A 24,579-nucleotide genomic window follows, 5' to 3' on the forward strand; every position below is an offset into this window, starting at 1 on the left:
CGGGTATTGGTGTGGTGATCGAGCCAGCGGTTTGCGGCCAGGCCGGCCCCGGACCGGGACACGTAGAATCAGGGGCATGAAAAGACTCGTCCTGATCGATGGTTCCAGCTACCTCTACCGCGCCTTCCACGCGCTGCCGCCGCTCACCAACGCCGATGGCGAGCCGACTGGTGCGCTGTTCGGGGTGGTCAACATGCTGCGCGCGACGCTGAAAGAGAAGCCCGATTACGTGGCGTTCGTGATCGATGCGCCCGGCAAGACCTTCCGCGATGACCTGGACGAGCAGTACAAGGCCAACCGTCCGCCGATGCCCGACGACCTGCGCCCGCAGGTGCAGCCGATGTGCGACATCGTGCATGCGTTGGGGATGGACATCATCCGCATCGATGGGGTCGAGGCCGACGATGTGATCGGCACTCTGGCAGTGCAGGCCGCCGATGCCGGCATCGACGTGACCATCTCCACCAGCGACAAGGATTTCGCCCAACTGGTGCGAGCGAGCCATGACGACGACGGTGCGCCGCGCGCCGGTATCGCGCTGGTCAACACCATGAGCGGTAGCCGGCTGGACAGCGATGCCGGCGTGATCGGCAAGTTCGGAGTGCGGGCCGACCAGATCATCGATTACCTGGCGCTGATGGGCGACAAGGTCGACAACATTCCCGGCGTCGACAAGTGCGGGCCGAAGACCGCGGCCAAGTGGCTGGCCGAGTACGGGACGCTCGACGGCGTGATCGCCCATGCCGATGGTATCAAGGGCAAGATCGGCGAGAATCTGCGCGCGGCGCTGCCGCGGCTGCCGCTCAACCGCACCCTGACCACGATCAAGCTGGATGTCGACGTGGGGCGTGCGCCGGACGATCTGGTCCTGCGCGATCAGCACGTGGATGACCTGCGCGGCTTGTACGCGCGTTATGGCTTCAAGCAGGCGCTGCGTGATCTGGAAGGCGGCCCGGGAGACGCCGCGAGCGACACCGGCAGCGTGCGCAACACCGCCGCCGGTTACGCGCGCAGCAGCAACGCAGCGACTGACGTGCCAGACCCGGCGTTGGCAGCGCCCGGCGAGTACGAGTGCGTGCTGACCCGCGCGCAGCTGGATACGTGGGTGGCGAAGCTGCAAGCCGCCGACGAGTTCGCCTTCGATACCGAGACCGACGCGCTGGACGCGATGCGCGCCAACCTGGTCGGGCTGAGCTTCGCGGTCGAACCCGGACGCGCCTGCTATATCCCGGTTGGCCACGACTACCCCGGCGCGCCGGCGCAGTTGCCGCGTGAGGAAGTGCTGGACGCCCTGCGGCCCGTGCTGGGCGATGCCGGCAAGCGCAAGCTTGGCCAGCACGGCAAGTACGACCTGCATGTGCTGCGGCGGCACGGGGTCGAGGTGCGTGGCTACGCCGACGACACCATGCTGGAAAGTTTCGTCTTCAACGCCACCGCCAGCCGTCACGACATGGACTCGCTTGCCCTGCGCTATCTGGGCTACCAGACCACCAAGTACGCCGACGTCGCCGGCAAGGGTGCCAAGCAGATCACCTTCAACCAGGTCGCGATCGACGATGCCAGCGACTATGCCGCCGAGGACGCCGACATCACCCTGCGGCTGCACCGCGTGTTGTCGGCCAGGCTGGGCGAGGTGCCCGCGCTGGAGAAGGTCTACCGCGAGATCGAGATCCCGCTGGTGCCGGTGCTGGAGCGCATCGAGGCCAACGGCGTGCTGGTCGACGCCGACGAACTGCGCCGGCAGTCGGCCGATCTGGGCAAGCGCATGCTCGCCGCCCAGCAGAAGGCGACCGAGCTGGCCGGACGCACCTTCAACCTGGACTCGCCCAAGCAGGTCTGCGCGTTGTTGTTCGAGGAGCTCAAGCTGCCCGCGCTGGTGAAGACGCCCAAGGGCCAGCCCTCGGCCAACGAGGAGGCGCTGGAGGCGATTGCCGACCTGCACGAGCTGCCGCGGGTGATCCTGGACTACCGCAGCCTGGCCAAGCTGCGCAGCACCTACACCGACAAGCTGCCACTGATGGTCAACCCCGACACCGGCCGCGTGCACACCAGCTACCACCAGGCCGGCGCCGCGACCGGCCGGCTGGCGTCCAGTGATCCGAACCTGCAGAACATCCCGATCCGCACCGTCGACGGCCGCCACATCCGCACCGCCTTCATCGCCCCGGAAGGCCGCCGCATCGTCGCCTGCGACTACTCGCAGATCGAACTGCGGATCATGGCCCACCTGTCGGGGGATGAGGGCCTGCTGCGCGCCTTCGACGCCGGGGTCGACATCCACCGGGCAACCGCCGCGGAAGTGTTCGGCAAGACCATCGAGGAGGTCAGTGGCAACGAGCGCCGCGCCGCCAAGGCGATCAACTTCGGCCTGATGTACGGCATGAGCGCGTTCGGCCTGGCCAAGCAGCTGGATGTCTCACGCGGGGAGGCGCAGGACTACATCGGCCTGTACTTCAGCCGTTATCCGGGGGTGCGCGAGTACATGGACCGCACCCGGCAACAGGCGCGCGAGCAGGGCTTTGTCGAGACCGTGTTTGGACGCCGGCTGTACCTGGACAACATCGACGCGCGCAACCAGGGCCTGCGGGCCGGCGCCGAACGCGCGGCAATCAACGCGCCTATGCAGGGCACCGCGGCGGACGTGATCAAGCGGGCGATGATCGACATCCACCAGTGGCTGGCCGCCTACGCGGACCGGGCGTTGATGATCCTGCAGGTCCACGATGAGCTGGTGTTCGAGGTCGATGCCGACTTCGTGGACACGTTGCTGGCCGAAGTTCCTGCGCGAATGACCGCCGCGGCGGAATTGCGGGTGCCGCTGGTGGTCGACAGCGGGATCGGCATGAACTGGGACGAAGCGCATTGATGGCGGTTCCAACCGGCCGGTTGCTGTCGCGGCGATCGATGAGACGACGCCGAAATCGGAGTTAACCGCGAATAGAGAGGGTTAACTCCGCCGAATGCCAACTTCGGCAAACTGGAATTCAAATTTGTGAATTAACGTGATTTTAACAGCACGTTTGCCGACGTTGTTCGTCTGAATCACTCCTGAACTATTCCATCGCCCCGGGTCCCATCTTCACGAACCATCCATGTGATTAGTGGTCATATGCTCGCGACAGGTGCAACGCCTGTCGCTGATCTCTCCCTCCCCTGGAGTGATCTCGGAGCGAAGACCCCTCCCCAGGTCCCGCTCCACCAGCCTCACCGGCCCCCCTGCCGGTGGGGCTTTTTTTTGCTTGGCATTTGACGGATGGCGGTGTGGTGAGGCTCTGACTTTGCCGACTGCGGACGTCCATGCCCGCTGTGCGCAGCATGCGCTCAGGACGTCGGGTCGAACACCAGGTTGGACTCGACTTAGCGGTCTCATCGGTACAGTTGGAGCTGGCGTTCGCATGCGCCGTGCTTTGGATGTCGCGGCGGCGCTCGACGATTGGCAGGTAGGTGTTGAGGAAACCGTTTCCGGCGTGAGCTGATAGGCGAAGTCACTTCGAACTCCTCGCGCAGGTTATCGAAGAACAGACCGCCGACGCCGCGTGCCTCGCCGCGATCGAGGCCAGATTGTGGCCAAGTAACTTTCGGCATTTAAGGGAAACTACCCCTTGACCCGCCCGTTAATTTTGTGCTACGTATGTCGCCGCACATGATGTGCTGCAGTTAGTTTGCGCTCCAACTTTCGCGTGATGCGCAAGGCAAGGCTTGGGGGGAACATGATGTTCAAAAGGGGAGTGGTGACCGCGGTTTTTCTGTTCGGGGCATTGGGCGCAATGAATGCTGCCCACGCACAAATTTCAATGACTCGATCTCAGGCAGATCCAGCGAACAAGCTGTTCAGGATGGTCGCACCTGATGGGACCATCGTTGCGGCCGACGGCGAGACTAGGCGTTTTTTTATTGAAACTCCGGGTGGTGCATCGTTCGAGTTCACTTTCGACCAAGCATTGGCCGCGGCGGAGTCGAACCCGTCTGAGCGCATCAGGCTGAAGGCAGATTTTGAAGCCGCATTGGCCGATGCAAAACTGGCGAATTATTCGTATGCCTACCGGCGGGAACTGGGGCCATGTCAGCCACCCCCAGGCAAGATCTTTTGTGAGATTCAGCCTTTTGCCGCGCCCACCCCCAATCAGTCCGCTTTCGCGGACCCCCCTGAAGACGACGAGGACGAAGAAACCCACGACTTGGACAAAGTGTCGGTCACTGCACGCCGACCAAATATAATGACTGGTGGAGCCGGGAGCGGGTGGGGTTACCGGCCTGGTGGCATTGTCTATGGAAATCCCCACAGCGGGGGTTCAGCCGAGGCCGAGCAGTTCCAGCGTTGTTGGGCAGAGGATTACGACGATTTCAAAAGTAATCGCGCCGACTCTTGTTTCACTGCAAATGTCACAGCTGCTACGACGATCGGATTAATGTTCATCGCTGGTGATGCATGTCTATTAGCGGGGGGAACGCTGGGTGGAGGAGGCGTCACCCTAGCTGGCTGTGGAGGTGCAGTCATTGTTTATGTTGTTTCCTTGGTATCGGCGGTCCACTACGATAATAAATGTTTGGCCGAATATACTGCGCCGGCACACTGCCAATGACGCGTCTCCAATTTATTTTACTTCTTTCGCCGCTCATGTTTTTAGTCGGGGCCGGTGTCGCCCTATATATCCATAAACGCAAGCCAGAGTGGCAGCATTCAAACGCAATGTTTTGTTGTGGGTTTTTGTGCGGCATTGTCTTCATGGCGGCAGCTATGATTTTCATGTCCAGAATCGATTTCGGTGCGAACGAAGTCAGGAGTGACGGTAGACAGGACGACCGCACTGCGCCGCGGACGGCAGATCCCCACCACGTTTGCAGAAAAGAAGTTGAGGCGATCTATGCCAGCTCGGTCAGCCAGTCGCGCGGTTTCAGGTACTCGACCAGCCGCGCCTCGGGGCTGCCCGGCTCGGGGGTGTAGCCGTACTCCCAGCGCACCAGTGGCGGCAGGCTCATCAGGATCGACTCGCTGCGTCCGCCCGATTGCAGGCCAAACAGGGTGCCGCGGTCGAGCACCAGGTTGAACTCGACGTAGCGGCCACGCCGGTATAGCTGGAACTGGCGTTCGCGCTCGCCGTACTGGCAATGCTTGCGGCGCTCGACGATCGGCAGGTAGGCGTCCAGGAAGCCATCACCCACGGCCTGCATGTAGGCGAAGTCGGTTTCAAAGTCCTCGCTGAGGTCATCGAAAAACAGCCCGCCGATGCCGCGCGTCTCGTTGCGGTGCTTGATGAAGAAGTACTCGTCGCACCATTGCTTGTGGGCGTCATACCGGGACTGGCCGCCGAAGGGTTCGGACAGCTCGCGGGCGGTGCGGTGCCAATGCAGGACATCTTCGTCAAAGGGATAAAACGGGGTCAGGTCGAAGCCGCCCCCGAACCACGAAGCGACGGTTTCGCCATCGCGCATGGCACGGAAGTGGCGGACGTTGGCGTGGGTGGTTGGCAGATACGGGTTGCGCGGATGGAATACCAGCGATACCCCGATGGCGCGCCAGGAGGCCCCGGCCAACTCGGGCCGCGAGGCGCTGGCGGACGGCGGCAGCCGGGTGCCGGCCACATCGGAGAAGCCGATGCCGGCCTGCTCGAAGACCGCGCCATCGCGAAGTATCCGGGTGCGTCCACCGCCGCCCTCGTCGCGGGTCCAGGTGTCCTGGACGAAGCTGGCACCGCCATCGGCTTGTTCAATGGCGGTGCAGATGCGGTCCTGCAGGTTGGTGAGGTAGCCGCGGACGCGGTCGAAATCGGTGTCGGATTCGGCAGGGTTCGGTTTCATCCGGCCATTCTAGTTGAGCGGCGAAGGCCCGGCCGCCCTACATCGACGCCTTGGGGTTGCTGCTCTACTTCAGTGCCCGCTCGAACAGCTCGAAGATCCGCCGGTACTCGTCATACCAGCTGTCGGAATGGACGAAGCCATGGCGCTCCAGCGGATACGACGCCAATTCCCAATCGTCCTTGCGCAGCTCGATCAAGCGCTGGGCGATCATCACCGAGTCCTTGTAGAACACGTTGTTGTCCATCATCCCGTGGGCGATCAGCAGATTGTCCTGCAGGCCTTCTGCGTACTCGATCGGTGAAGACTTCAGGTACGCCTCGGGATCGACCTCCGGGGTGTTGAGGATGTTGGAGGTGTACTCGTGGTTGTACTGCGACCAGTCCGCCACCGGGCGCAGCGCGGCGCCAGCCTTGAACTTGCCCGGCTCTTTGAACAGCGCCATGAAGGTCATGAAGCCGCCGTAGCTGCCGCCATAGATGCCGGCGCGGTCGACGTCACCCTGCTTGTTGGTACCCAGCCAGGCCAATCCGTCGAGGTAGTCCTGCAATTCCGGGGTGCCCATCTGGCGGTAGATCGCGGTGCGCCAGTCGCGGCCATGGCCCGCCGATGCACGGTAATCCAGATCGAGCACGATGTAGCCGTGGTCGACCAGCAGGTTGTGGAACATCTGCTCGCGGAAATACACCGGGAAGCGGTCATGCACGTTCTGCAGGTAGCCGGCGCCGTGGACGAACATCACCACCGGATAGTGCTTGCCCGGCTCGAGCACATCCGGGCCATAGAACTTGCCCCAGATCGGACCGGCGCCGTCGCTGGACGGGATCTGCACCATCTCCGGCTGGATCCACTGGCGTGCCTTGTACTCCGGGGTGCGGGTATCGGTAAGCGCAACGGTGTGCTCGCCAGTGGTATCGACCACCGCGATCTGGGTCGGCAGGTAGCTGTCGGAATGGCGAACCAGCAGTTTCGAGCCATCCGGTGACAGCTCGAAGCTCTCCACGCCGTCCAGCGCGGTGACCTCGCGGACCTGCTGGCCATCGCGGTCGACGGCACAGACTTCGTAATCGCCGGGCCAGTTGCGGTTGCACACAAAGTAGAAACTGCGGCCGTCGACGCCCGGCACCGGCGCGGATGCCTCCCATTGCCCCGAGGTCAGTGCACGCGGGGTGCCGTTGCCATCGGCAAGGTACAAGTGCGAGTAACCGCTCTGCTCGGACAGCAGCCACAGGGCGCCATCGTCGGTCCAGCCGAAGTCGTTGAAGCTCCAGTTGATCCAGGCGTCATCGTGCAGGCGGTGGCGCGTTTTCAGCTCCGCATCCGTCACCTGGCCGGCGCGCGGGGTCACCGTCGCAATCCAGCGGTCCTTGTTGTCCACCGCGCGTAGCAGAACCGCCGCGCTGCTGCCATCGGCGCGCCAATGGATGGCGGGCGTGCTGCCGTAGCCATCGGTCTCCACCCGCACGGCGCGGTCGCCCTTCAGCGGTTCCAGCTCGGCCGCCTCGCGCAAGGCCGCCAGCGGGTCGGACCCCACGCCGGGCAGGGCATCGAATGTCAGCTCGTCCACCTCGCCGCTGGCAACATCCACCAGCCACAGCTGCTGCGGCACGGGAGCGTTATGACCAACCCGGGTGCGGGCCTCTTCAAACTCTTCGTACCCGGACTCGGTCACGTACTTGGGCATTTTGCCGGCCTGGCCCTCCTTGGCATCCTTTTCCTGGGTGACCACCAGCAGCCATTGCGAGTCAGGTGACAACGCGCTGTCGATGATTTCGACCTTGTCGCCCAGGTAGGCCGGGACCGGTGCGCGGGTCGGGTCGACGCTGCGCCAGGCTTCGGCTTGCTCGCTGGCGGCGTCGCGCTTGGCGCGGTCGTCGGCGAGGGTGCGGATCACGCGTAACTGGCGGTCGCGCAGGTCATCGGCTTTGGGCTCGGTCGCCGGATCCTTCTCCGCCTTGACCAGCGCCGCCTGGCTGCTGCCCTGTCCGGCGCGCCATTGGTACCAGTCGTTGCCGGCACGGAACACCAGGTTGCCGTTCCGGCTCCATTGCGGTCGCGACTCGGACTGGTCGCTGCGAGTGACCTGGGTCAGTGCCCCGCTACGCAGGTCGCGCACGAAGATGTCGCCGTTGCGGGCAAATGCGGCGCGGGTGCGGCTGGCATCATAGGCCGGGTTGGCGGCATCCAGTTGCGCGCGCGCGGCGTCGTCCACCTTGATCGGTGTACCGCCGGCAATGCCGGTCTGCCAGGTGTCGCGGATGGATTCGTCGGCGCGCTTCAGGTGGTACTGGACGTGTTGGCCATCCCACGCCCACCAGGCCTGCTCCACTGGTGGCCCGATCCAGTCCGGGTTGGCCATCGCCTGGGTGAGGGTGATGGGCTCCTGGGCAACGGCGGCGAGCGGCAACGCTCCAAGAGACAACGCTAGGGCGAGCAGGGAAAAACGCATGGGCGGGACCGTTGGTTGCTGAATGGTGGGAAAACCGATCCAGCTTATCAGCGTAAAAAACCCGCGCACGGGCCATCGGTAACAAGAGCGTCGCCACGCCGCAGCCGGTCGCGAGGCTGAACGCGGCGGTACGCGCCCGCCCGGGTTGCCGGTATGCTTGGATGACCATCCGTCGTAGCGCAGTCTCCCCCGGCCGACGCCATGAAAGCCCATGTATACAAGAGCCTCCGCAAGGACGGCGCCTACCTGTTTCTCGCCGCGCGCGACGACTTCGAACGGGTGGCCGCGTCTGTGCGCGGGCCATTGGAGCCCTTCCAGCTGGTGCTGGAGGTAGACCTGACGCCACCGCGCGAGCTGGCTCGCGGCAATGCCGCGGAGGTGCGCGATAGCCTCGCCCTGCGTGGCTTTCACCTGCAACTGCCGCCAGCCATCGACATTGACCCATTGACATCAGATTGGGGCACCGATGGTTGAGTCGCGCAGATTGACCAAGCCAGTGGCTGCACTGGCGTTTACGGCGCTGGTGCTGACCGCATTGACGGGCGCGAGTGGCCTGAACGGCTGGGCCGTGGCCATTGCCGGAACCCTGGCGCAGCCCCTGTTCGCGCTGGCCGCCCGGCATTGGCAGCTCCAGGCGCCGTTGGGCCTGGCCCGGTCGCGCGCCGAGTTGGCGCCACTGCTTGCGCTGTGGGCGCTCGCGTTCTCCGCGTTTTCCGTATTGGTGGCGTGGCCGCTGTCGCTGGTACTGGCCAGCGGGTCGCTGCTTTCGACCTTGGCATTGAGCGCGGTGATCGGTATCGCGCTGCTGGCGCTTTGGTGCTGGTGGCCGTTGTGGCAAGGGCTGGAGCATGACGGTGGTTCACTGAGTGACCACTGGCGCGCCCGGGACGGACTGGAACCGGGCGCCTGGCGTGGCCTGGTCGTGGCCGTGGCCGTGGCGGCAATCAGCGGGTTGATCCTGTGCCTGGCCTGGTCCGGCTTGGCGGTGGGCGCCCTCCGTTGGGCGATGGTGGTGGTGTTGGCCGCGGTATCGGTCGGACTGCACGGGTATCTGCAGCGTGTCACCCCGGCCGACGCACTGGAATATCTCGGTGAGGAAGACCTCGACGACGATCTGCCGCAAGCGGCCGTCGACACGTCCGCCAGGGGTGCGGATGAACCTGATGGAGAGCCCGGTGGCGTCCCGGCTGTCGCCATTACCGTCGGCGACACCACGGTGGTGGGGGATGAGGCCGTCATTGCCGTACCGGCGCCGGCCGAGCCGGCGGAGCCTCTGGAGCCGGCGTTGTACGAGGCTGCCCGTGGTGGCCGCGTCGAGCGCGCGCTGGAGCTGATGGACGCCGGTGCGGACCCGCATGCGCCGCCACCGGCCGACGATCGCGACCAACGCAGCCTCGCGGTACTGGCGGCGGTGCTGCCCGACCTGCGCTTGCTGCGTGGGCTGATTGCGCACGGCGTCGACCTCAACGGCCTGCATGCCGGGATCACGCCATTGCTGGCGGCGACCCGTGACAGCTGGCACGGTCGGCCCGACGCGGTCACCACCTTGCTGGCCAACGGGGCCGATCCGCGTGCCACCGATGGCGATGGCAATACGCCGCTGCACCTGGCCGCACGCAGTTCCGACCCGGGCGTGGCGGCGCTGCTGCTCGATGCCGCCGCCGATCTGGAAGCACTCAACAGCGAGGCTTTGTCGCCGCTCGGGGTGGCCTGCGCGGCCGGCAACTGGCGGTTGGCCAAGTTCCTGCTCGAGCGCGGCGCCAAGCCCGAACCCGTCGATGGCCAGCCTGCACTGTTGGCCGCCGCTGGCGGGGAGGATGACGACACGGCCGGCGTCGCGTTGTTGCTGAAGATGAAAGCGCGCGCCGATGCCCGCGACGGCCAGGGTCGCAGCGCGCTGCACCAGGCCGTCCGCGCCGGCCATGCGGAGATCATCGACGCCCTGCTAGCCGCCGGTGCGGACCCCGCCGCCACCGATGACCAAGGCGCCAATATCCTGACCCTGGCATGCCAGGCTGAAGGCATGGGTCCGGAACTGCTGCGCAAGCTGCTCGCGCTGGGAATTGATCCGCAGCGGCACGACAACGTCGGCAAGCGTGCAGTCGATTACGCCGCCCAATCCGGCCGCTGGCCGCTGGTCGCGGTGCTCGACCCGGACTACGCGTTCCCGTCCAGGGTCGGCCACGACGACCAGGACCTGCTGGCCGACCGGGCGCCGGCAACCTTGCTGCGCGACGGACTGGCCGAGGGCCGCGAAGATGCGCTCGAGGAGGTTGCCGCCTTGCTTGATCCGCGTCAGTTGGGCGCGTTGTTGCACGATGGGGATACGGCGCTGCCGCCGCGACAGATCGCGTGGCTGCTCGCGCACGGTGCCGACCCGGAAGTCCGTGACGGCCGCGGTATCACGCCGATGTTCGCCCTGCTCAAACGTGGCCCGGCAGCGGTGGACGCGTTGCAGACCCTGCTCGATCACGCCGTTTCCCCGTCCGGGATGGGCGGCCTGGCCAGCTTCCTGGGCGCGTGTGTCGGCAACGATCGCGCTACCGATGGGCTGGAGCGACTGGCGCTGGAACTGCTGGAGCGCGGCGCCGATCCGTTTGGCAGCAATGGCGCCAACGATCCGCCGCTGACACTGGTGGTGAGGTTGGGCTGGCCGCAGTTGCTCGACCGGCTGCTGGCGACCGGGGTGGACCTGGACGCCCGCGACAGCCGTGGCATGAGCGCATTGCACCTGGCTGCCGCACTGGGCCGCCAGGACATGCTGAAACCGCTGGTCGCCCACGGGGCGGCGCCCGATCTGCTGGCCGCCGATGGCCAGACGCCGCTGGGCGTCGCGCTGGCGATTGGTCGGCGCGACCTGGCCGACTGGCTCGACTGGCGGGGTTGGCCACTGCCGCGGCGGCGCCTGCAGCCCGCTGACGTTCCGGCGGCGGCGATCGTGGGCGACGCCGATGCGGTGCGCCGCCTGCTTGAGCTGGGTTTGCCGGTGGATGCCACCGACAGCCAGGGTTGCAGTGCCTTGCTGCGAGCATCGGGCGGCGGGCATCGCTCCGTGGTCGACCTGCTGCTGGCCCATGGCGCGGACCCGCGACTCGCGGCCGGCACCGGGGCCACGCCGTTGTCGGCGGCGGTCAGCATGCGCCATACCGATATTGTCGAGCGCCTGTTGGGCGCCGGCGCCGATATCGAGCAGCGGCTGCCGGGTGGGTTGACCGCGTTGATGGTGGCCTGCGCACTGGGGCTGCCGGACCTGGCGGCACGCCTGGTGGGAGCGGGTGCCGATGTGCGGGCACTGGACGCACAGCATCGGGGCGCGCTGCATTGCGCGGCCATGTTCGGCTTTGCCGCGCAGGACCGCACCCACCTGATGGCCTTGTTCGACATCCTGCTGCTGGCCGGAGCCGAAGCCGATCTGGACGCGGAAGCGGGCCACGCCACGCCATTGCTGCTGCTGCTGGGTGCGCGCGCCGAGCCAGGCAGCGCGGCCGTCGAAGAGGTGCTGATTGCCGGCCTGGAGCAACTGGTGGATCACGACGCGCGCCTGGACGTGCAGGATCCGCGCGGTTTCGGGCCATTGCACCTGGCGGCGCTGCACGGGCTGCCCGCGGTGGTCACGTGGCTGCTGCGCGCCGGTACCGATCCGGATCTGCGCGACACCCTCAACCGCACGGCGCGCGAAATCGCGGTGATGCGTGGCTTCGTCGATATTGCCGCCCAGCTCAGCCCGGGAATGCCGGGTGGCGACGTGTCGATGGCGCGTCTGTTGCGCGACCAGTCCTAGCTGCGACCAGTCCCGACTCCTGCCGGACTTGCGAGCCGGGCGGCAGCGTCTTGCCCGCCGTGGTTTACGGCGGCGCCTCGCGTTTGCTGGTGATGCCGCCCAGCACGCCTTCCCCGCGGTCGGCATCGAACAACTGCTCCAGCTCGCGACGGGCCAGGGTCGACACCTGCAATATCGCGTCGTCATCGTCATGCACCCGGTACTGCGCCTCCAGCAAGCGTTCGTCGAGCGCCAGGAAGCGCTGGGCGTGGTCATGGGCGAGCTCGGCCGGCAGGCCCAGCGCGACCAGCACGTCCTCGCCGAGCTTCAGGCTGGAGTGCAGCATCTCGCGCACGCCGCGCGCGCCCAGGTCCATCAGCTGCCAGGCATGGCGCCGGTCACGCGCCCGTGCGAACACCGTCGCTTGCGGATACAGGTGGCGGATCACCCGCACCGTACGCAGGCTGCTGACCGGGTCGTCGATCGCGATCACGAACACCTTCACGTGCGCGGCGCCGGCCGAGCGCAGCAGCTCCGGTCGCGCCGGGTCGCCATAGAACAACGGGTTGCCGAAGCGACGCATGAAGTCGACCTGGTCGGCGCTGTGCTCGATCGCGATGAACGGGACTTTTTGCGCCACCAGCAATCGCGCCACGATCTGTCCGAAGCGACCGAAGCCGGCAATCAGCACCTGCGGGTGGCCGTCGTCGGGTAGCGGATCGAAATCGCGTGGCGGCCTGACCACCGGATGGCCGCGCAACAGCCGGGCGACCGCCATCATCAACAGCGGCGTCAGCGCCATCGAGATACCGACCGCGGCGACCAGGCGGTCGCGCATCACGTCCTCGATCAAGCCGGCCTTGACCGCTTCGGAGAACACCACGAAAGCGAACTCGCCGCCGACCGCCAGCACGCTGCCCAAATGCAGCGCATCACGTCGCGACAGCCGGCCGGGGCGCACGCCGATGCCGACCAGGATGGCGAACTTCACCACGATCAACACCAGCACCATCAGCTCGATCAGCAGTGGTTCGGCGAACACCAGCTTGAGGTCGACACTCATGCCGACCGCCATGAAGAACAGCCCCAGCAGCAAGCCCTTGAACGGCTCGATCTGCGATTCCAGCTCGTGGCGGAACTCCGAGTCTGCCAGCAGCACGCCGGCCAGGAACGCGCCCAGGCCCGCCGACAGCCCCGCGCTCTGCATGATCCACGCCGAACCCAGTACCGCCAGCAATGCCGCGCTGGTGAACACCTCGGGCATCATCGAGCGGGCGACGAAGCGGAACACGTGGCGCAGCAGCACCCGCCCGCCAAATACCAGCGCGACGATCGCGAACACCGCTTTCAATACCGCGTCCCATCCCAGTCCCCCTTCGGCATGAGCGGCTTGTCCGAGCAACGGGATCGCGGCCAGCAACGGGATCGCGGTCAGGTCCTGGAACAGCAGGATCGCGAATGCCAGCCGGCCGTGTTCGCTGCTCAATGCCTTGCGCTCCGACAGGAGCTGCAGCCCGACCGCGGTCGAGGACAGCGCCAGCCCCAATCCAATCACCAGCGCCGCTTTCCAACCGAATCCGGCCAGCGTCGCCAGCAGGCCCAGCGCCAGGCCGGTGACGAGCATCTGCGCCCCGCCGGCGCCAAACACCGGCCGCCGCATCACCTTCAAGCGCGCCGGCGAAAGCTCCAGGCCGATCACGAACAGCATCATCACCACGCCGATCTCGGACGCCGCCATCACCGGCTCCGCGTTGCGGATCACCCGCAGTCCGTACGGGCCCAGCGCGACTCCCGCGGCCAGATAGCCCAATACCGCGCCCAGGCCGAAGCGCCGGAACACCGGCACCGCGATCACCGCCGCAAGCAGGAACACCACCGCAAGTTCAAGACCGCCACTGCTCATGCGCACCTCTATGTCGGTGTCTGATTATGCGCGGTGACGATGTTGAGTGATGGTTGGGGTGGCCCGCCTGCCGCCACACATTAAAAAAAACGCCCCGGAATACGGGGCGTTTTATCATGGCCAGCGCGTACTGCCGGGCGCGGCGCTTATCGCTTCATCGAGCTGAAGAACTCGTCGTTGGACTTGGTGCTCTTCATCTTGTCGAGCAGGAACTCCATCGCGCCGATCTCGTCCATGCCGTGCAGCAGCTTGCGCAGGATCCAGATCTTCTGCAGCAGCTCGGGCTCGATCAGGTAGTCCTCGCGGCGGGTGCCGGAGCGGTTGATGTCGATCGCCGGGTACACGCGCTTCTCGGCGATGCGGCGGTTGAGGTGGACCTCGGAGTTGCCGGTGCCCTTGAACTCCTCGTAGATCACCTCGTCCATCTTGCTGCCGGTGTCGACCAGCGCGGTGGCGATGATCGTCAGCGAGCCGCCTTCCTCGACGTTGCGTGCCGCGCCGAAGAACCGCTTCGGGCGGTGCAGGGCGTTGGCGTCGACGCCGCCGGACAGTACCTTGCCCGAGCTGGGCAGGACGTTGTTGTAGGCGCGTGCCAGGCGGGTGATCGAGTCCAGCAGGATGACGACGTCCTTCTTGTGTTCGACCAGGCGCTTGGCGCGCTCGATCACCATCTCGGCGACCTGCACGTGGCGGCCGGCCGGCTCGTCGAAGGTCGAGGAGATGACCTCGCCGCGCACGGTGCGCTGCATCTCGGTGACTTCCTCGGGCCGCTCGTCGATCAGCAGCACGATCATGTGCACGTCGGGATGGTTGTGGCTGATCGCGGTGGCGATCTGCTGCATCATCATCGTCTTGCCGGCCTTGGGCGGGCTGACGATCAGCGCGCGCTGGCCTTTGCCCTGCGGCGCCATCAGATCGAGGATGCGGCCGGTGATGTCCTCGGTGGAGCCGTCACCGCGCTCCAACTGGAACTTGCGGCGCGGGAACAGCGCGGTCAGGTTCTCGAACAGCACCTTGTTCTTGGACGCTTCCAGCGGCTCGCCGTTGATCGTGTCGACGATCGACAGGGCGAAATAGCGCTCGCCATCCTTCGGGAAGCGGATCCGGCCCGACAAATGGTCGCCGGTACGCAGGTTGAAGCGGCGGATCTGGCTGGGCGAGATGTAGGTATCGTCCGGGCCGGCCAGGTAGCTGGCCTCGGCCGCGCGCAGGAAGCCGAAGCCGTCCGGCAGGATTTCCAGCACGCCGTCGGCGGCGACGCCTTCGCCGTGGCGGGTCAGCACCTTCAGTACCGCGAAGATGACATCCTGCTTGCGTGCGCGGGCGACGCCTTCGGAGATGTTCAGTACTTCGGCGATGTCGAGCAGCTTCTGCGCCTGCATCCGCTTCAGGTCGCCCAGCGAGTACTTCGGGAAGTCCTCGGGGACCTGCGGATTGGTGCGCGGGACGAAGGGCTCGTTGCCGCCGTCATCGCTGGGCAGGCCATCGCGGTTGCCGCTGCCACCACCGCCACCGCCGGCACCCTTGCGATCGCCACGGTCACGACGGCCGCGGAAGCGCTCGCGACGATTGCCGCGGCCGCCTTCCTGGTCACGATGTTGACCGTCGCGTTGGCTTTCGCGCTGCGGGTTGTTATCGCCGCCGTTGCCGTTGCCGTTGCCATTGCCATTGCCAGACGCGGGTTGTTCACTCGCGGGCGCAGGATTTTTCTTCGGCGGATTGGCGGCTGCCGAGTCACCGGATGTGGCTATCGGTGCCGGGTTCGCGGACGGTTGGCTCGAAGGCGCCGGGCTTCCAGCTGCCGGCGCGGCCGTTGCCGGACTTGCCGAAGCGGCATCCGGTGCCGGCTTCGCGGCAGGCCGCGGCTCGGCCTTGGCTGCGTCGGCCTTGGGCGGCGCAGCGGGCTTCGGGGCGGTGGCCTGTGGCGCATCGCTCTGTGGCGCCTCCACCTTGGTGGCGCTGGCTTTAGGGGCTTCGGTCTTGCCGGTGGTGACGGCAGCCTTGCTGGCGCGGGGCTTGCGCACGCGCTTTTCGGCAGTATCGCCGGCGTCGGGGATGTTGTCGGACAAACGGGTATTCCTCGCTAAGCGGCGAGCGTCCGCATTGGGCGGACGAAGCGTCAGGGACGTTGGATTTCAGAAGGGTGCGGCGGGGAACGTGCTTTCGCGGACCGTCAGTTACAAGTGGGCCGCTGGGTCGTTCAAGCGCCGGGTACTGCGAAACTAGCATTGCCACTGGCCCTGCCGCAAGTGGTGCGGCAGGGGTTGCTGACTGAACAGTTCAGCTGGGGTGCAAAAAACTCAGAGCACCTTGTCGATCATCTGCGCCAGTTGCACCTTGCCGACTGCGCCGATCTGGGTCTGCTGGACTTCACCGTCCTTGAACAGCAGCAGCATCGGGATCGAGCGTACGTGGTACTTCATCGCGGTGGCGCGGTTGTGGTCGACGTTCAGCTTGGCGATCTTGACCTTGCCGGCATAGTCGTCGGCGAGCTGGTCCAGCGCCGGGGCGATCATCTTGCACGGGCCACACCATTCGGCCCAGAAGTCGACCAGTACCGGCTCGGAGGATTGCAGTACGACAGCGTCGAAATCGGCATCGCTGACCTGGATGGTTTTATCGCTCACGTGGTTCTCCTGGGGTGGGGCGGGCGCCGATGGCAGGTTTTGCCGGGCTTTGCGCTAAGCTGGGGCGTTTCGCGGCGGCTTCAAGGCCTCCGCACGCTGTGGTCAGGACATGCTGACCGACCCTGGCAGTCTGCTTGGCGGACGCCACCCACGCAAGCGCAGTCCTGCGCGCGGATCCCTGAAACATATGAGTGACAAGCCTTTAACCGACATTACCTTTGATTCCTTTGAGCTCCACCCGCGGCTGCTGGCCGGGCTGGAGTCCGCTGGTTTCACCCGTTGTACCCCGATCCAGGCGATGAGCCTGCCGGTCGCGCTGAAGGGCGGCGATGTCGCCGGCCAGGCCCAGACCGGCACCGGCAAGACGTTGGCGTTCCTGGTCGCCACGATCAACCGCCTGCTGACCCAGCCGGCGCTGGCCGAGCGCAAGCCCGGCGATCCGCGTGCGCTGATCCTGGCGCCCACCCGCGAGCTGGCGATCCAGATCCACAAGGACGCGGTAAAGCTCGGGCCGGAAGTGGGCCTGACATTCGCGCTGGTGTACGGCGGCGTGGATTACGACAAACAGCGCGAGCTGCTGCAGCAGGGCGTGGACGTGATCATCGCCACCCCCGGCCGGCTGATCGACTACGTCAAGCAACACAAGGTGGTCAGCCTGCACGCCTGCGAGGTCTGCGTGCTGGATGAGGCCGACCGGATGTTCGATCTTGGTTTCATCAAGGACATCCGCTTCCTTTTGCGGCGGATGCCGGCGTGCACGATCCGCCAGACCCTGTTGTTCTCGGCGACGTTGAGCCATCGCGTGCTCGAGTTGGCCTATGAGCACATGAACGAGCCGCAGAAACTGGTCGTCGAGTCGGAGTTCATCACCACCTCGACGGTGCGGCAGTTGCTGTACTTCCCCGCCGACGAAGAGAAGATCCCGCTGTTGCTGGGCCTGCTGTCGCGCAGCGAAGGCGCGCGAACCATGGTGTTCGTCAACACCAAGGTCTGGGTCGAGCGGGTTGCCCGCGCGCTGGAGAAGGGCGGTTACCGGGTCGGCGTGCTCAGTGGCGACGTGCCGCAGAAGAAGCGTGAGTCGTTGTTGGCCAAGTTCCAGAAGGGCCAGTTGGAAGTGCTGGTGGCGACCGACGTCGCCGCGCGCGGCCTGCATATCGACGGGGTCAAGTACGTCTACAACTACGACCTGCCGTTCGACGCCGAGGACTACGTCCATCGCATCGGCCGCACCGCGCGGCTGGGCGAGGAAGGTGACGCGATCAGCTTCGCCTGCGAACGCTATGCCATAGGCCTGCCGGACATCGAGGCCTACATCGAGCAGAAGATTCCGACAGCGCGGGTCGAGCCGGAGTTGCTGGTGCCGCTGCCGCGCCCGGTGCGTGAAAAGGTCGAAGGCGAAGAGCAGGAAAGCGTTGGCGCGATCTTCAAGGAAGCGCGCGAGCAGCGTGCCGTCGAGGAGGAGCGCCGCGGGGGTCGTAGCCGTACTGGTGGCAGTGGTAGTGGTAGTGGTAGTGGTGCAGCTCGAACCGGCGCTGGTAGCCGCCGTGATGGCGCTTCCGGATCACCGGGTCCACGCCGCGCGGCCGCAGCCGGTGCTGCCGCCGTGAACAGCCAGCCCGGTATCGATGCCAGCGCGAGTGCGGATACCGCAGTCACCGCTCCCGCGCAAAGCACCCCGTTGCACGGTGCGCCGAAGCCGGCTCCGCAGTCGGCAGCTCCCGGCGCCGGGAGCGCGACGGCCGAGGGCGATGAAGCCGCTCGTCCGCCACGCAAGCGTCGCCGGCGACGCCGTGGGCGCAAGCTCGAGGAAGGCCAGACCAGCGGACAGGCCGGGGACCAGACAGCGCAGGCGCCAACCCCGCCCGCAGCCGGCAAGACCCCGTCCGGCAAGACCGGAAATGCAAACGCTCAGCCAGCGCGGAGCACGGGCAACAGCTCCGGCTCGACCCGACAGGTCACTGCCAACAAGGTGGTTTCGCAGCCCAGGACGCCGCCGTCGTCCAGCGACGAGAAATCCGGACTCCTCGGTCGCATCGGACGCGGATTGAAGTCACTGGTGACCCGCGGGCCACGTTCCAACCACTGATCCCGTCGACGGGGCCGATACCGGTCCCGTCGCTTGGACATCTCCCGGTGATTGGCGCCACGTCGGACAGTGGCGCTAGCCATTGCCGCCGCCGCCGTCGATACTTGGTGCCATCGTCTTCGACAGGTGCGCGATGAGCGTCTTGCGCTTCGACAACGTCAGCAAGCAATACAGCGGTGGTCGTCAGGCGCTGGCCGAGGTCAGCTTTGAGGTCGCGTCGGGCGAGATGCTGTTCGTCACCGGGCATTCCGGTGCCGGCAAGAGCACCTTGCTGAAGCTGATCCACCTGTCCGAGCGGCCCAGTCGCGGCGCGGTGCTGTTTGGCGACAAGAACCTGATGCGGGTGCGTGGCCGCAGGATTGCGATGCATCGGCGCCAGGTCGGTGTGGTGTTCCAGGACCATCGCCTGCTGGCCGACCGCAGCGTTGCCGACAACGTCGCGCTGCCGCTGTTGCTGCAGGGCCTGCGTCGGGCCGAGATCATCAAGCGGGTACGTGCCGTGCTTGACCGGGTCAGCCTGGGCGCGCGGGCACAGGCATTGCCGTCGCAGCTGTCGGCCGGCGAGCAGCAGCGCGTCGGGATCGCCCGGGCGATCGTGGGCGAGCCGTCGTTGCTGGTTGCCGACGAACCCACCGGCAACCTGGACCCGACCTTGTCGGCGGAGATCATGACCCTGTTCGAGTCGCTGCCCGAGCGCGGCACCAGCGTGCTGATCGCCAGCCATGACCTGGCCCTGGTCAAGCGGATGAAGAAGCGTGTGCTGGTGCTCAACCAGGGCCAGCTGGTGGATGACATATCGCCCGAGGACCTGGCCGAATGACCGGGCCCGGTACCCGCGCCGAGACTCAGGCCAAGGCGCGTTCGCGCACCCATCGTGGCGGACTGGGGACGTGGTTCGACCACCACGTCTACAGTCTGGTCGCCAGCGTGGGACGCATGCTGCAAAAACCGTGGTCGACGGCATTGACGATCGGGGTGATGGCGTTGGCGTTGGCGCTGCCGCTGGGGTTGTGGTCGGCGCTGGCCAATGTCGAGCGCTTCGCCGGCGACGTCCAGGAGGCCCGCCAGATCAGCGTTTTCCTGAAGCCGGAGATCAGCCTGGATCGTGCCCGCGTGCTTGCCGACGAACTGCGCGAGCGTCCCGACGTGGCGGCGGTGGAATGGCGCACGCCGGAGCAGGGGCTGGCCGAATTACGCGAGACCAGCGGCCTGGGTGAAACGATTTCCAGCCTCGACGGCAATCCGTTGCCGAGCTTGCTGGTGGTCCGGCCCAGCGGTGATGAAGCCTTGTTGGCCGCGTCGCTGGAACAGTTGCCGGAGACTGACATCGTCCAGCACGACGCGGCCTGGCGCGTGCGCCTGGACGGCTGGTTGCGGTTCGGCGGGCGCCTGGCCTGGGTGCTGGCGGCGATGCTCGGCCTGGGCGCGTTGCTGGTGGTCGGCAATACCGTGCGCCTGGACATCCAGCAACGCACCGATGAGATCAATGTGCTGCAACTTCTGGGCGCTGCCGACGGCTTCATCCGTCGTCCATTCCTGTATCTGGGCCTCGGCTATGGCCTGGTTGCCGGGGCGCTGGCGCTGGCGCTGTTGACCGGGGCCGACCTGTCGCTGCGCGCTCCGTTGGCCGAGCTTGCCAGCAGTTACGGCAGCAATTTCGCCCTGCAGGGATTCAGCGTCCGTGCCGCGATCGCGGTCGTGGCCGGTGCCGGCGTGCTGGGCTGGATCGGTGCCTGGCTGGTCACCGGACATTACCTGCGCCAGACCCGGCCGACCGACACATGACCGCGATGGCCGAAAACGCGATGGCCGACAAGCTGCGGCACGTCGCCAATGCCGTTCCCCGGGTGATGGTGGTTGATGGTTCGCGACTGGTGCGGCGCCTGATTGGCGATGTGCTGGTGCGCGAGTTGGAGAATGTCGAGGTGGTGCCGTGTGCCAGCATCGCCGAGGCCGGCGAGGCGCTTGCCGCCGGCCCGGTGGACCTGGTGACCACCGCGCTGGCGCTGTCCGACGGTGACGGCATCGCGTTGGCGCGGACCGTGCGCGAGGCGGCGGGCCAGGCCTACGTCCCGGTCATCGTGGTCTCCGCCGACGCCCAGACGCACCTGGAGTCGCGCCAGTTCACCGAGGACGTCACCGACTATTTCGACAAATCGCTCGGCCATGCCGCGCTGGCCACGTTCATTTGCGGCTACGTGCAACCGCAGACGATTCCCGGCGCCCGCGTGCTGTATGTCGAGGACAGCCGGGTGGTGGCGTTGGCGACCAAGCGGATGCTGGAGCGGCAGCAACTGGAAGTGCTGCATTTCGTCGGCGTGGAGGAAGCGCTGGAGTACCTGGAAGGCCATCGTGGCCAAGCCGATCCGGGTACCGACCTGGTACTGACCGATGTGTACCTGAAAGGTGAGCTGGAGGGCAGCGACCTGCTCGACCGGCTGCGCAATGATTTCGGTTACGGCAAACGCCGCCTGCCGGTGCTGGTGATGACCGGCGATGCCAACCTCGACAACCAGAGCGCGCTGCTGCGTGCGGGCGCCAACGATCTGGTGCTCAAGCCCATCGAGGAGCGGTTGCTGGTGACCAAGACCCTGTTCCAGCTGCGGTTGGCAAAACTGGCCTGAGCACGGGCGTTTCGCGGCCGGCTTTTGCGTTTCAGTTCGAGCTCCGTTCAGCGTTCTCACGAGCAGGTCATGCCGGCGATGTGAGCATGACTGCATGCACAAAGCCGATGCCGCACCGACCCGCTTCACTGAAGATCAGTTCAGCGAAATCGACTTCAGCGAAGACAAAAAGCTGCTCCTTGCCCAGCCCAACCCGGACTGGGACGTCGTGCTGGGCCACGGCCCGGTAGTCGCCACCGCCATCCACGACGGCCACGCGATACGACCCTCGTTGCGCCCGCACCTGGCCGTCACCGATGACGAGCGACGCCGCGAGGAGGATCCGCTGACCGGTTTGTTGACCGCCGTCGGCGACGTGCGTATTCGGGTCGATGCATCGCGCTTCCAGGCCGACCTCAACCGCCCGCGCGAGAAGGCCATCTCGACCGATCCGGCGGATACCTGGGGTTTGCGCGTCTGGCGTGGCGAGCTGCCCGCCACCGAGCGCGACCAGTCATTGGCCGACTACGACGCCTTCTACGCCATGGCGGGTGAGTTGATCGAACGGTTGATCGAGCGCTGGGGCTGCGTGCTGTTGATCGATATCCACAGCTACAACCACCGGCGCGACGGGGCCGATGCCGCGCCGGCCCCGCAGCAGGACAATCCCGATATCGAGCTGGGCGTGACCACGCTTGACCCGGACCGCTGGGGCGAGGTCGCGCTGCGTTTTGCGCAGGCCTTGCGCGATACCCCGGTTGCGGGGTGCCATCCCGACGTGCGCGAGAACGTGCGCTTCCCGACCGGCGGGTATTTCCCGGAATGGGTGTATGCCACCTGGGGCGAACGGGTCTGCACGATCTCGCCGGAATACAAGAAAATCTACATGGACGAGTGGACCGGGCAGGTCGATATCGCGGCGCTGGAGGGCTTTCGCCGCGGCCTGCACAACGCCGTCGACGCAGTGCGCGGGCAGTTCACCGCATGCACGTGAATTCGCCCTCGCTCCCGACACCACCGACGCCGCGGCCGATGCGCCCGCTGCCGCCGATCGCCGCACGGGTCGACGTTGAACTGGCGCGCATGGACGGCGAAGTCGACTGGCTGTTGGCGCTGTCGCCCATCTGCAACGACCAGCTATGGAGCAGTTTCGAAGCCAGCGGATACACCGCGATCGAGCCGTTGCAGTACATCGACCTGGAGGTCGACCTGCACGCCGTCCGGGAGCGTTTGCGCGGGTTGCCGGTGGACGACATCGAGTCGCCGTTGTTGTCCGGCCTGCTGTCGGAGAAACAACGTGAACTGGAGCGGCAAATCGAGTTGGTGCGGCTGCGCGGTACCGATGGCTTCATCAACGCCAGCCTGGATTTGTTTGGTGGCGTGGATCCGCCGCTGCTGCAACTGGCCAATGAGATCCTGGCCCAGGTCCAGCCGGGCACCGGTCAACCGGCGGACGCCGGCATCGACGAGATAATGACCGCGGTGGAAGCGGAAGTGGACTGGTACCGCCAGCAGTCGCCGGATTTCCATTTCCAGGTGGTGGTCGATACCGATCTGAACTCGCTGATGATGGTCTCGCACGGCACGTTCTACGTTGACGGCGATATCCGCATCCCGCACGCGCGCGTGCAGCCGTTGATCCAGCACGAGATCGGCACCCACGTGGTGACCCGGCACAACGGCCACCGGCAACCGCTGCAGCAACTCGAGGTCGGGCTGGCGCATTACGATCCGCTGCAGGAGGGTCTGGGCGTATTGGCCGAGTACCTCGCCGGCTACCTGCCCGCCGAGCGGCTGCGCTCGCTGGCCGCGCGCGTGGTCGCGACCGAGATGGCGATCCACGGCGAGGACGTGCCGGCCATTTTCGACCTGTTGCACCGGACCCACGGGTTTCCCACCGAGGATGCCTTCGATGTCGCCGTTCGCGCGCGCCGCGGCGGCGGCCTGACCAAGGACGCGGTGTACCTCAGCGGTCTGCGCGACCTGATTGATTACCTGCACGCCGGCGGTGCGTTCGAGCCGTTGTTCATCGGCAAGTTCGCCCTGTCGCACCGGGTGGTGCTGGACCAGTTGCTGGAAGAGGGCTGGGCGAGCGCACCCGACCTGCTGCCGCGCTATTGCAGTTTCCCGGAAACCGAAGCGCGTCTGGCCCGATGCCGGACCCTTCCCGTTACCCAGTTATTCCACAAGGAACCCGCCACATGAGCAGCACCTCCAAGGCCGATCCAGGCGACAAGACCCCCACCGTGGCCGAGCCGGCCGCCAGCGCGGCGGCATCGCCGGAGCCCGTCCGGCCCGATCCGATCAAACTCGGCTTCGTCATCAACGACATGGCGACCGAAAAGAACAATTACACCACCATCCGGCTCGCGCGCACGGCGATCAATCGCGGCCATTCGGTGGCGCTGATCGGGCTGGGCGACTTCATCTACGATGCCAATGGCACCATTCGCGCGATTGCCCACATACCGCGCCATACGCAGTACAAGGACGACGACGAGCTGCTCGCCGACCTGCAGGACGAGGGCGCGGAAACCCAGCGCATCTCGGTGGAAGAACTCGACGTGCTGCTGCTGCGCAGCGACCCGGCGGACGAGGTGGTCGACCGGCCATGGGCGCCGAACAGCGGCTTGTTGTTCGCCCAGCTGGCCGCGCTGCGCCACGTGATCGTGCTCAACGACCCGACCCATCTGACCGATGCGTCCAACAAGACCTATTTCCAGCATTTCCCGGAGGAGGTGCGGCCGGTTACCTGCATCACCCTGGACGCCGACGAGATCAAGTCGTTCATCAAATCCCACGACGGCTACGGCGTCATCAAGCCGCTGCAGGGCTCGGGCGGGCAGAGCGTGTTCGTGGTGACCCCCGACAGCGACGCCAACCTCAACCAGATGATCGACGCGGTGACCCGCGACGGCTATGCCATCGTGCAGGAATACCTGCCCAAGGCGGTCGATGGTGACCTGCGCCTGTTGACCCTGAACGGACGGCCGTTGATGGTCGACGGCCATTACGCCTGCTTCCGCCGCTACAACGACAGCGGCGATGCGCGCAGCAACATCACCGCCGGCGGCAAGATCGAGATGGCCGTGCCCGATGCCGATGCGCTGCGCCTGGCCGAGATCGTCGGGCCCAAGCTGATGCGCGATGGCATGTACCTGGCCGGGCTGGATATCGTTGGTGACAAGATGATGGAGATCAACGTCGATACGCCCGGCGGCATCAACATGGCCGAGGAGTTGACCGGCGTCGACTTCAGCAGCCACATCATCGGCGACCTGGAGCGCAAGGTCCGGCTCCGCGACCAGTACAAGCGCACCTTGAGCAACACCGAGCTGGCGATGATGTGATCGCC

Annotated in this window: 15 protein-coding genes and 2 pseudogenes; 11 read left to right on the forward strand and 6 right to left on the reverse strand. The window is 66.1% G+C overall.

The annotated features are described in order from the left end of the window. The first annotated feature begins 76 nt into the window (after positions 1 to 76). Positions 77 to 2,866, forward strand: coding sequence for a DNA polymerase I (gene polA / locus ACW7G1_RS01580; protein ID WP_456978019.1), 2,790 nt, complete (start codon positions 77 to 79; stop codon positions 2,864 to 2,866). Positions 2,867 to 3,369: 503 nt separating this feature from the next. On the opposite strand, the pseudogene ACW7G1_RS01585 reads toward polA, so the two are convergent. Further along, a pseudogene (locus ACW7G1_RS01585) lies at positions 3,370 to 3,549 on the reverse strand (coproporphyrinogen III oxidase); the annotation flags it as partial. Positions 3,550 to 3,680: 131 nt separating this feature from the next. Here ACW7G1_RS01585 and ACW7G1_RS01590 point away from each other — a divergent pair. Then, the gene (locus tag ACW7G1_RS01590) at positions 3,681 to 4,583 is read left to right on the forward strand and encodes a hypothetical protein (protein ID WP_456978020.1); all 903 of its coding nucleotides are present in this window, start codon (positions 3,681 to 3,683) and stop codon (positions 4,581 to 4,583) included. Between the two features lie 280 nt (positions 4,584 to 4,863). Here the strand turns inward: ACW7G1_RS01590 and hemF are convergent, their stop codons facing one another. Together hemF and ACW7G1_RS01600 are read right to left on the reverse strand one after the other, a co-directional pair. Continuing rightward, the gene (gene hemF / locus ACW7G1_RS01595; protein WP_456978021.1) at positions 4,864 to 5,799 is read right to left on the reverse strand and encodes an oxygen-dependent coproporphyrinogen oxidase; all 936 of its coding nucleotides are present in this window, start codon (positions 5,797 to 5,799) and stop codon (positions 4,864 to 4,866) included. Positions 5,800 to 5,863: 64 nt separating this feature from the next. Further along, the gene (locus ACW7G1_RS01600; RefSeq protein ID WP_456978806.1) at positions 5,864 to 8,233 is read right to left on the reverse strand and encodes a prolyl oligopeptidase family serine peptidase; all 2,370 of its coding nucleotides are present in this window, start codon (positions 8,231 to 8,233) and stop codon (positions 5,864 to 5,866) included. 213 nt (positions 8,234 to 8,446) lie between these two features. Between ACW7G1_RS01600 and ACW7G1_RS01605 the strand changes: the two genes are divergently transcribed. Continuing rightward, positions 8,447 to 8,719: a YcgL domain-containing protein gene (locus ACW7G1_RS01605; protein ID WP_456978022.1), complete on the forward strand. Its 273-nt coding sequence runs from the start codon at positions 8,447 to 8,449 to the stop codon at positions 8,717 to 8,719. A gap of 22 nt (positions 8,720 to 8,741) precedes the next feature. Next, positions 8,742 to 12,026: an ankyrin repeat domain-containing protein gene (locus ACW7G1_RS01610; RefSeq protein ID WP_456978807.1), complete on the forward strand. Its 3,285-nt coding sequence runs from the start codon at positions 8,742 to 8,744 to the stop codon at positions 12,024 to 12,026. A gap of 64 nt (positions 12,027 to 12,090) precedes the next feature. Here ACW7G1_RS01610 and ACW7G1_RS01615 read toward each other — a convergent pair whose 3' ends face one another. From ACW7G1_RS01615 to trxA, 3 genes and pseudogenes are all read right to left on the reverse strand, one after another. Next, complete coding sequence (locus ACW7G1_RS01615) at positions 12,091 to 13,908, reverse strand: monovalent cation:proton antiporter-2 (CPA2) family protein (RefSeq protein ID WP_456978023.1); 1,818 nt, start codon at positions 13,906 to 13,908, stop codon at positions 12,091 to 12,093. 146 nt (positions 13,909 to 14,054) lie between these two features. Beyond that, positions 14,055 to 15,485: pseudogene (rho, locus tag ACW7G1_RS01620) on the reverse strand (transcription termination factor Rho); the annotation flags it as partial. 723 nt (positions 15,486 to 16,208) lie between these two features. After that, positions 16,209 to 16,535: a thioredoxin TrxA gene (gene trxA / locus ACW7G1_RS01625; protein ID WP_456962622.1), complete on the reverse strand. Its 327-nt coding sequence runs from the start codon at positions 16,533 to 16,535 to the stop codon at positions 16,209 to 16,211. 187 nt (positions 16,536 to 16,722) lie between these two features. Here trxA and rhlB point away from each other — a divergent pair, with 187 nt between their 5' ends. From rhlB to ACW7G1_RS01660, 7 genes are all read left to right on the forward strand, one after another. Beyond that, positions 16,723 to 18,621 (forward strand): ATP-dependent RNA helicase RhlB, encoded by a 1,899-nt coding sequence (rhlB, locus tag ACW7G1_RS01630; RefSeq protein ID WP_456978024.1) that lies wholly within the window; start codon positions 16,723 to 16,725, stop codon positions 18,619 to 18,621. A 133-nt stretch (positions 18,622 to 18,754) separates the two neighbouring features. Next, positions 18,755 to 19,441, forward strand: a complete 687-nt coding sequence (ftsE, locus tag ACW7G1_RS01635; protein WP_456962621.1) for a cell division ATP-binding protein FtsE — start codon at positions 18,755 to 18,757, stop codon at positions 19,439 to 19,441. Continuing rightward, complete coding sequence (gene ftsX / locus ACW7G1_RS01640) at positions 19,438 to 20,406, forward strand: permease-like cell division protein FtsX (protein ID WP_456978025.1); 969 nt, start codon at positions 19,438 to 19,440, stop codon at positions 20,404 to 20,406. The genes ftsE and ftsX overlap by 4 nt, the downstream gene beginning before the upstream one ends. Positions 20,407 to 20,411: 5 nt before the next feature. Beyond that, positions 20,412 to 21,245, forward strand: coding sequence for a response regulator (locus tag ACW7G1_RS01645; protein ID WP_456978808.1), 834 nt, complete (start codon positions 20,412 to 20,414; stop codon positions 21,243 to 21,245). Positions 21,246 to 21,339: 94 nt separating this feature from the next. After that, positions 21,340 to 22,218, forward strand: a complete 879-nt coding sequence (locus ACW7G1_RS01650; RefSeq protein WP_456978026.1) for an N-formylglutamate amidohydrolase — start codon at positions 21,340 to 21,342, stop codon at positions 22,216 to 22,218. Positions 22,219 to 22,256: 38 nt separating this feature from the next. Beyond that, positions 22,257 to 23,429 (forward strand): flavohemoglobin expression-modulating QEGLA motif protein, encoded by a 1,173-nt coding sequence (locus ACW7G1_RS01655; RefSeq protein WP_456978027.1) that lies wholly within the window; start codon positions 22,257 to 22,259, stop codon positions 23,427 to 23,429. Then, complete coding sequence (locus ACW7G1_RS01660; RefSeq protein ID WP_456978028.1) at positions 23,426 to 24,574, forward strand: ATP-grasp domain-containing protein; 1,149 nt, start codon at positions 23,426 to 23,428, stop codon at positions 24,572 to 24,574. The genes ACW7G1_RS01655 and ACW7G1_RS01660 overlap by 4 nt, the downstream gene beginning before the upstream one ends. The last annotated feature ends 5 nt before the right edge of the window (positions 24,575 to 24,579 follow it).

The sequence above is a fragment of the Lysobacter sp. A378 genome, assembly GCF_054052125.1.

Bases quoted from the DNA above. Each gene is read 5' to 3' on its own strand.
- polA (WP_456978019.1), top strand. From the start codon at position 77: ATGAAAAGACTCGTCCTGATCGATGGTTCCAGCTACCTCTACCGCGCC.
- hemF (WP_456978021.1), bottom strand. From the start codon at position 5,799: ATGAAACCGAACCCTGCCGAATCCGACACCGATTTCGACCGCGTCCGC.
- ACW7G1_RS01605 (WP_456978022.1), top strand. From the start codon at position 8,447: ATGAAAGCCCATGTATACAAGAGCCTCCGCAAGGACGGCGCCTACCTG.
- ACW7G1_RS01615 (WP_456978023.1), bottom strand. From the start codon at position 13,908: ATGAGCAGTGGCGGTCTTGAACTTGCGGTGGTGTTCCTGCTTGCGGCG.
- rhlB (WP_456978024.1), top strand. From the start codon at position 16,723: ATGAGTGACAAGCCTTTAACCGACATTACCTTTGATTCCTTTGAGCTC.
- ftsE (WP_456962621.1), top strand. From the start codon at position 18,755: ATGAGCGTCTTGCGCTTCGACAACGTCAGCAAGCAATACAGCGGTGGT.
- ftsX (WP_456978025.1), top strand. From the start codon at position 19,438: ATGACCGGGCCCGGTACCCGCGCCGAGACTCAGGCCAAGGCGCGTTCG.
- ACW7G1_RS01645 (WP_456978808.1), top strand. From the start codon at position 20,412: ATGGCCGAAAACGCGATGGCCGACAAGCTGCGGCACGTCGCCAATGCC.
- ACW7G1_RS01650 (WP_456978026.1), top strand. From the start codon at position 21,340: ATGCACAAAGCCGATGCCGCACCGACCCGCTTCACTGAAGATCAGTTC.
- ACW7G1_RS01655 (WP_456978027.1), top strand. From the start codon at position 22,257: ATGCGCCCGCTGCCGCCGATCGCCGCACGGGTCGACGTTGAACTGGCG.
- ACW7G1_RS01660 (WP_456978028.1), top strand. From the start codon at position 23,426: ATGAGCAGCACCTCCAAGGCCGATCCAGGCGACAAGACCCCCACCGTG.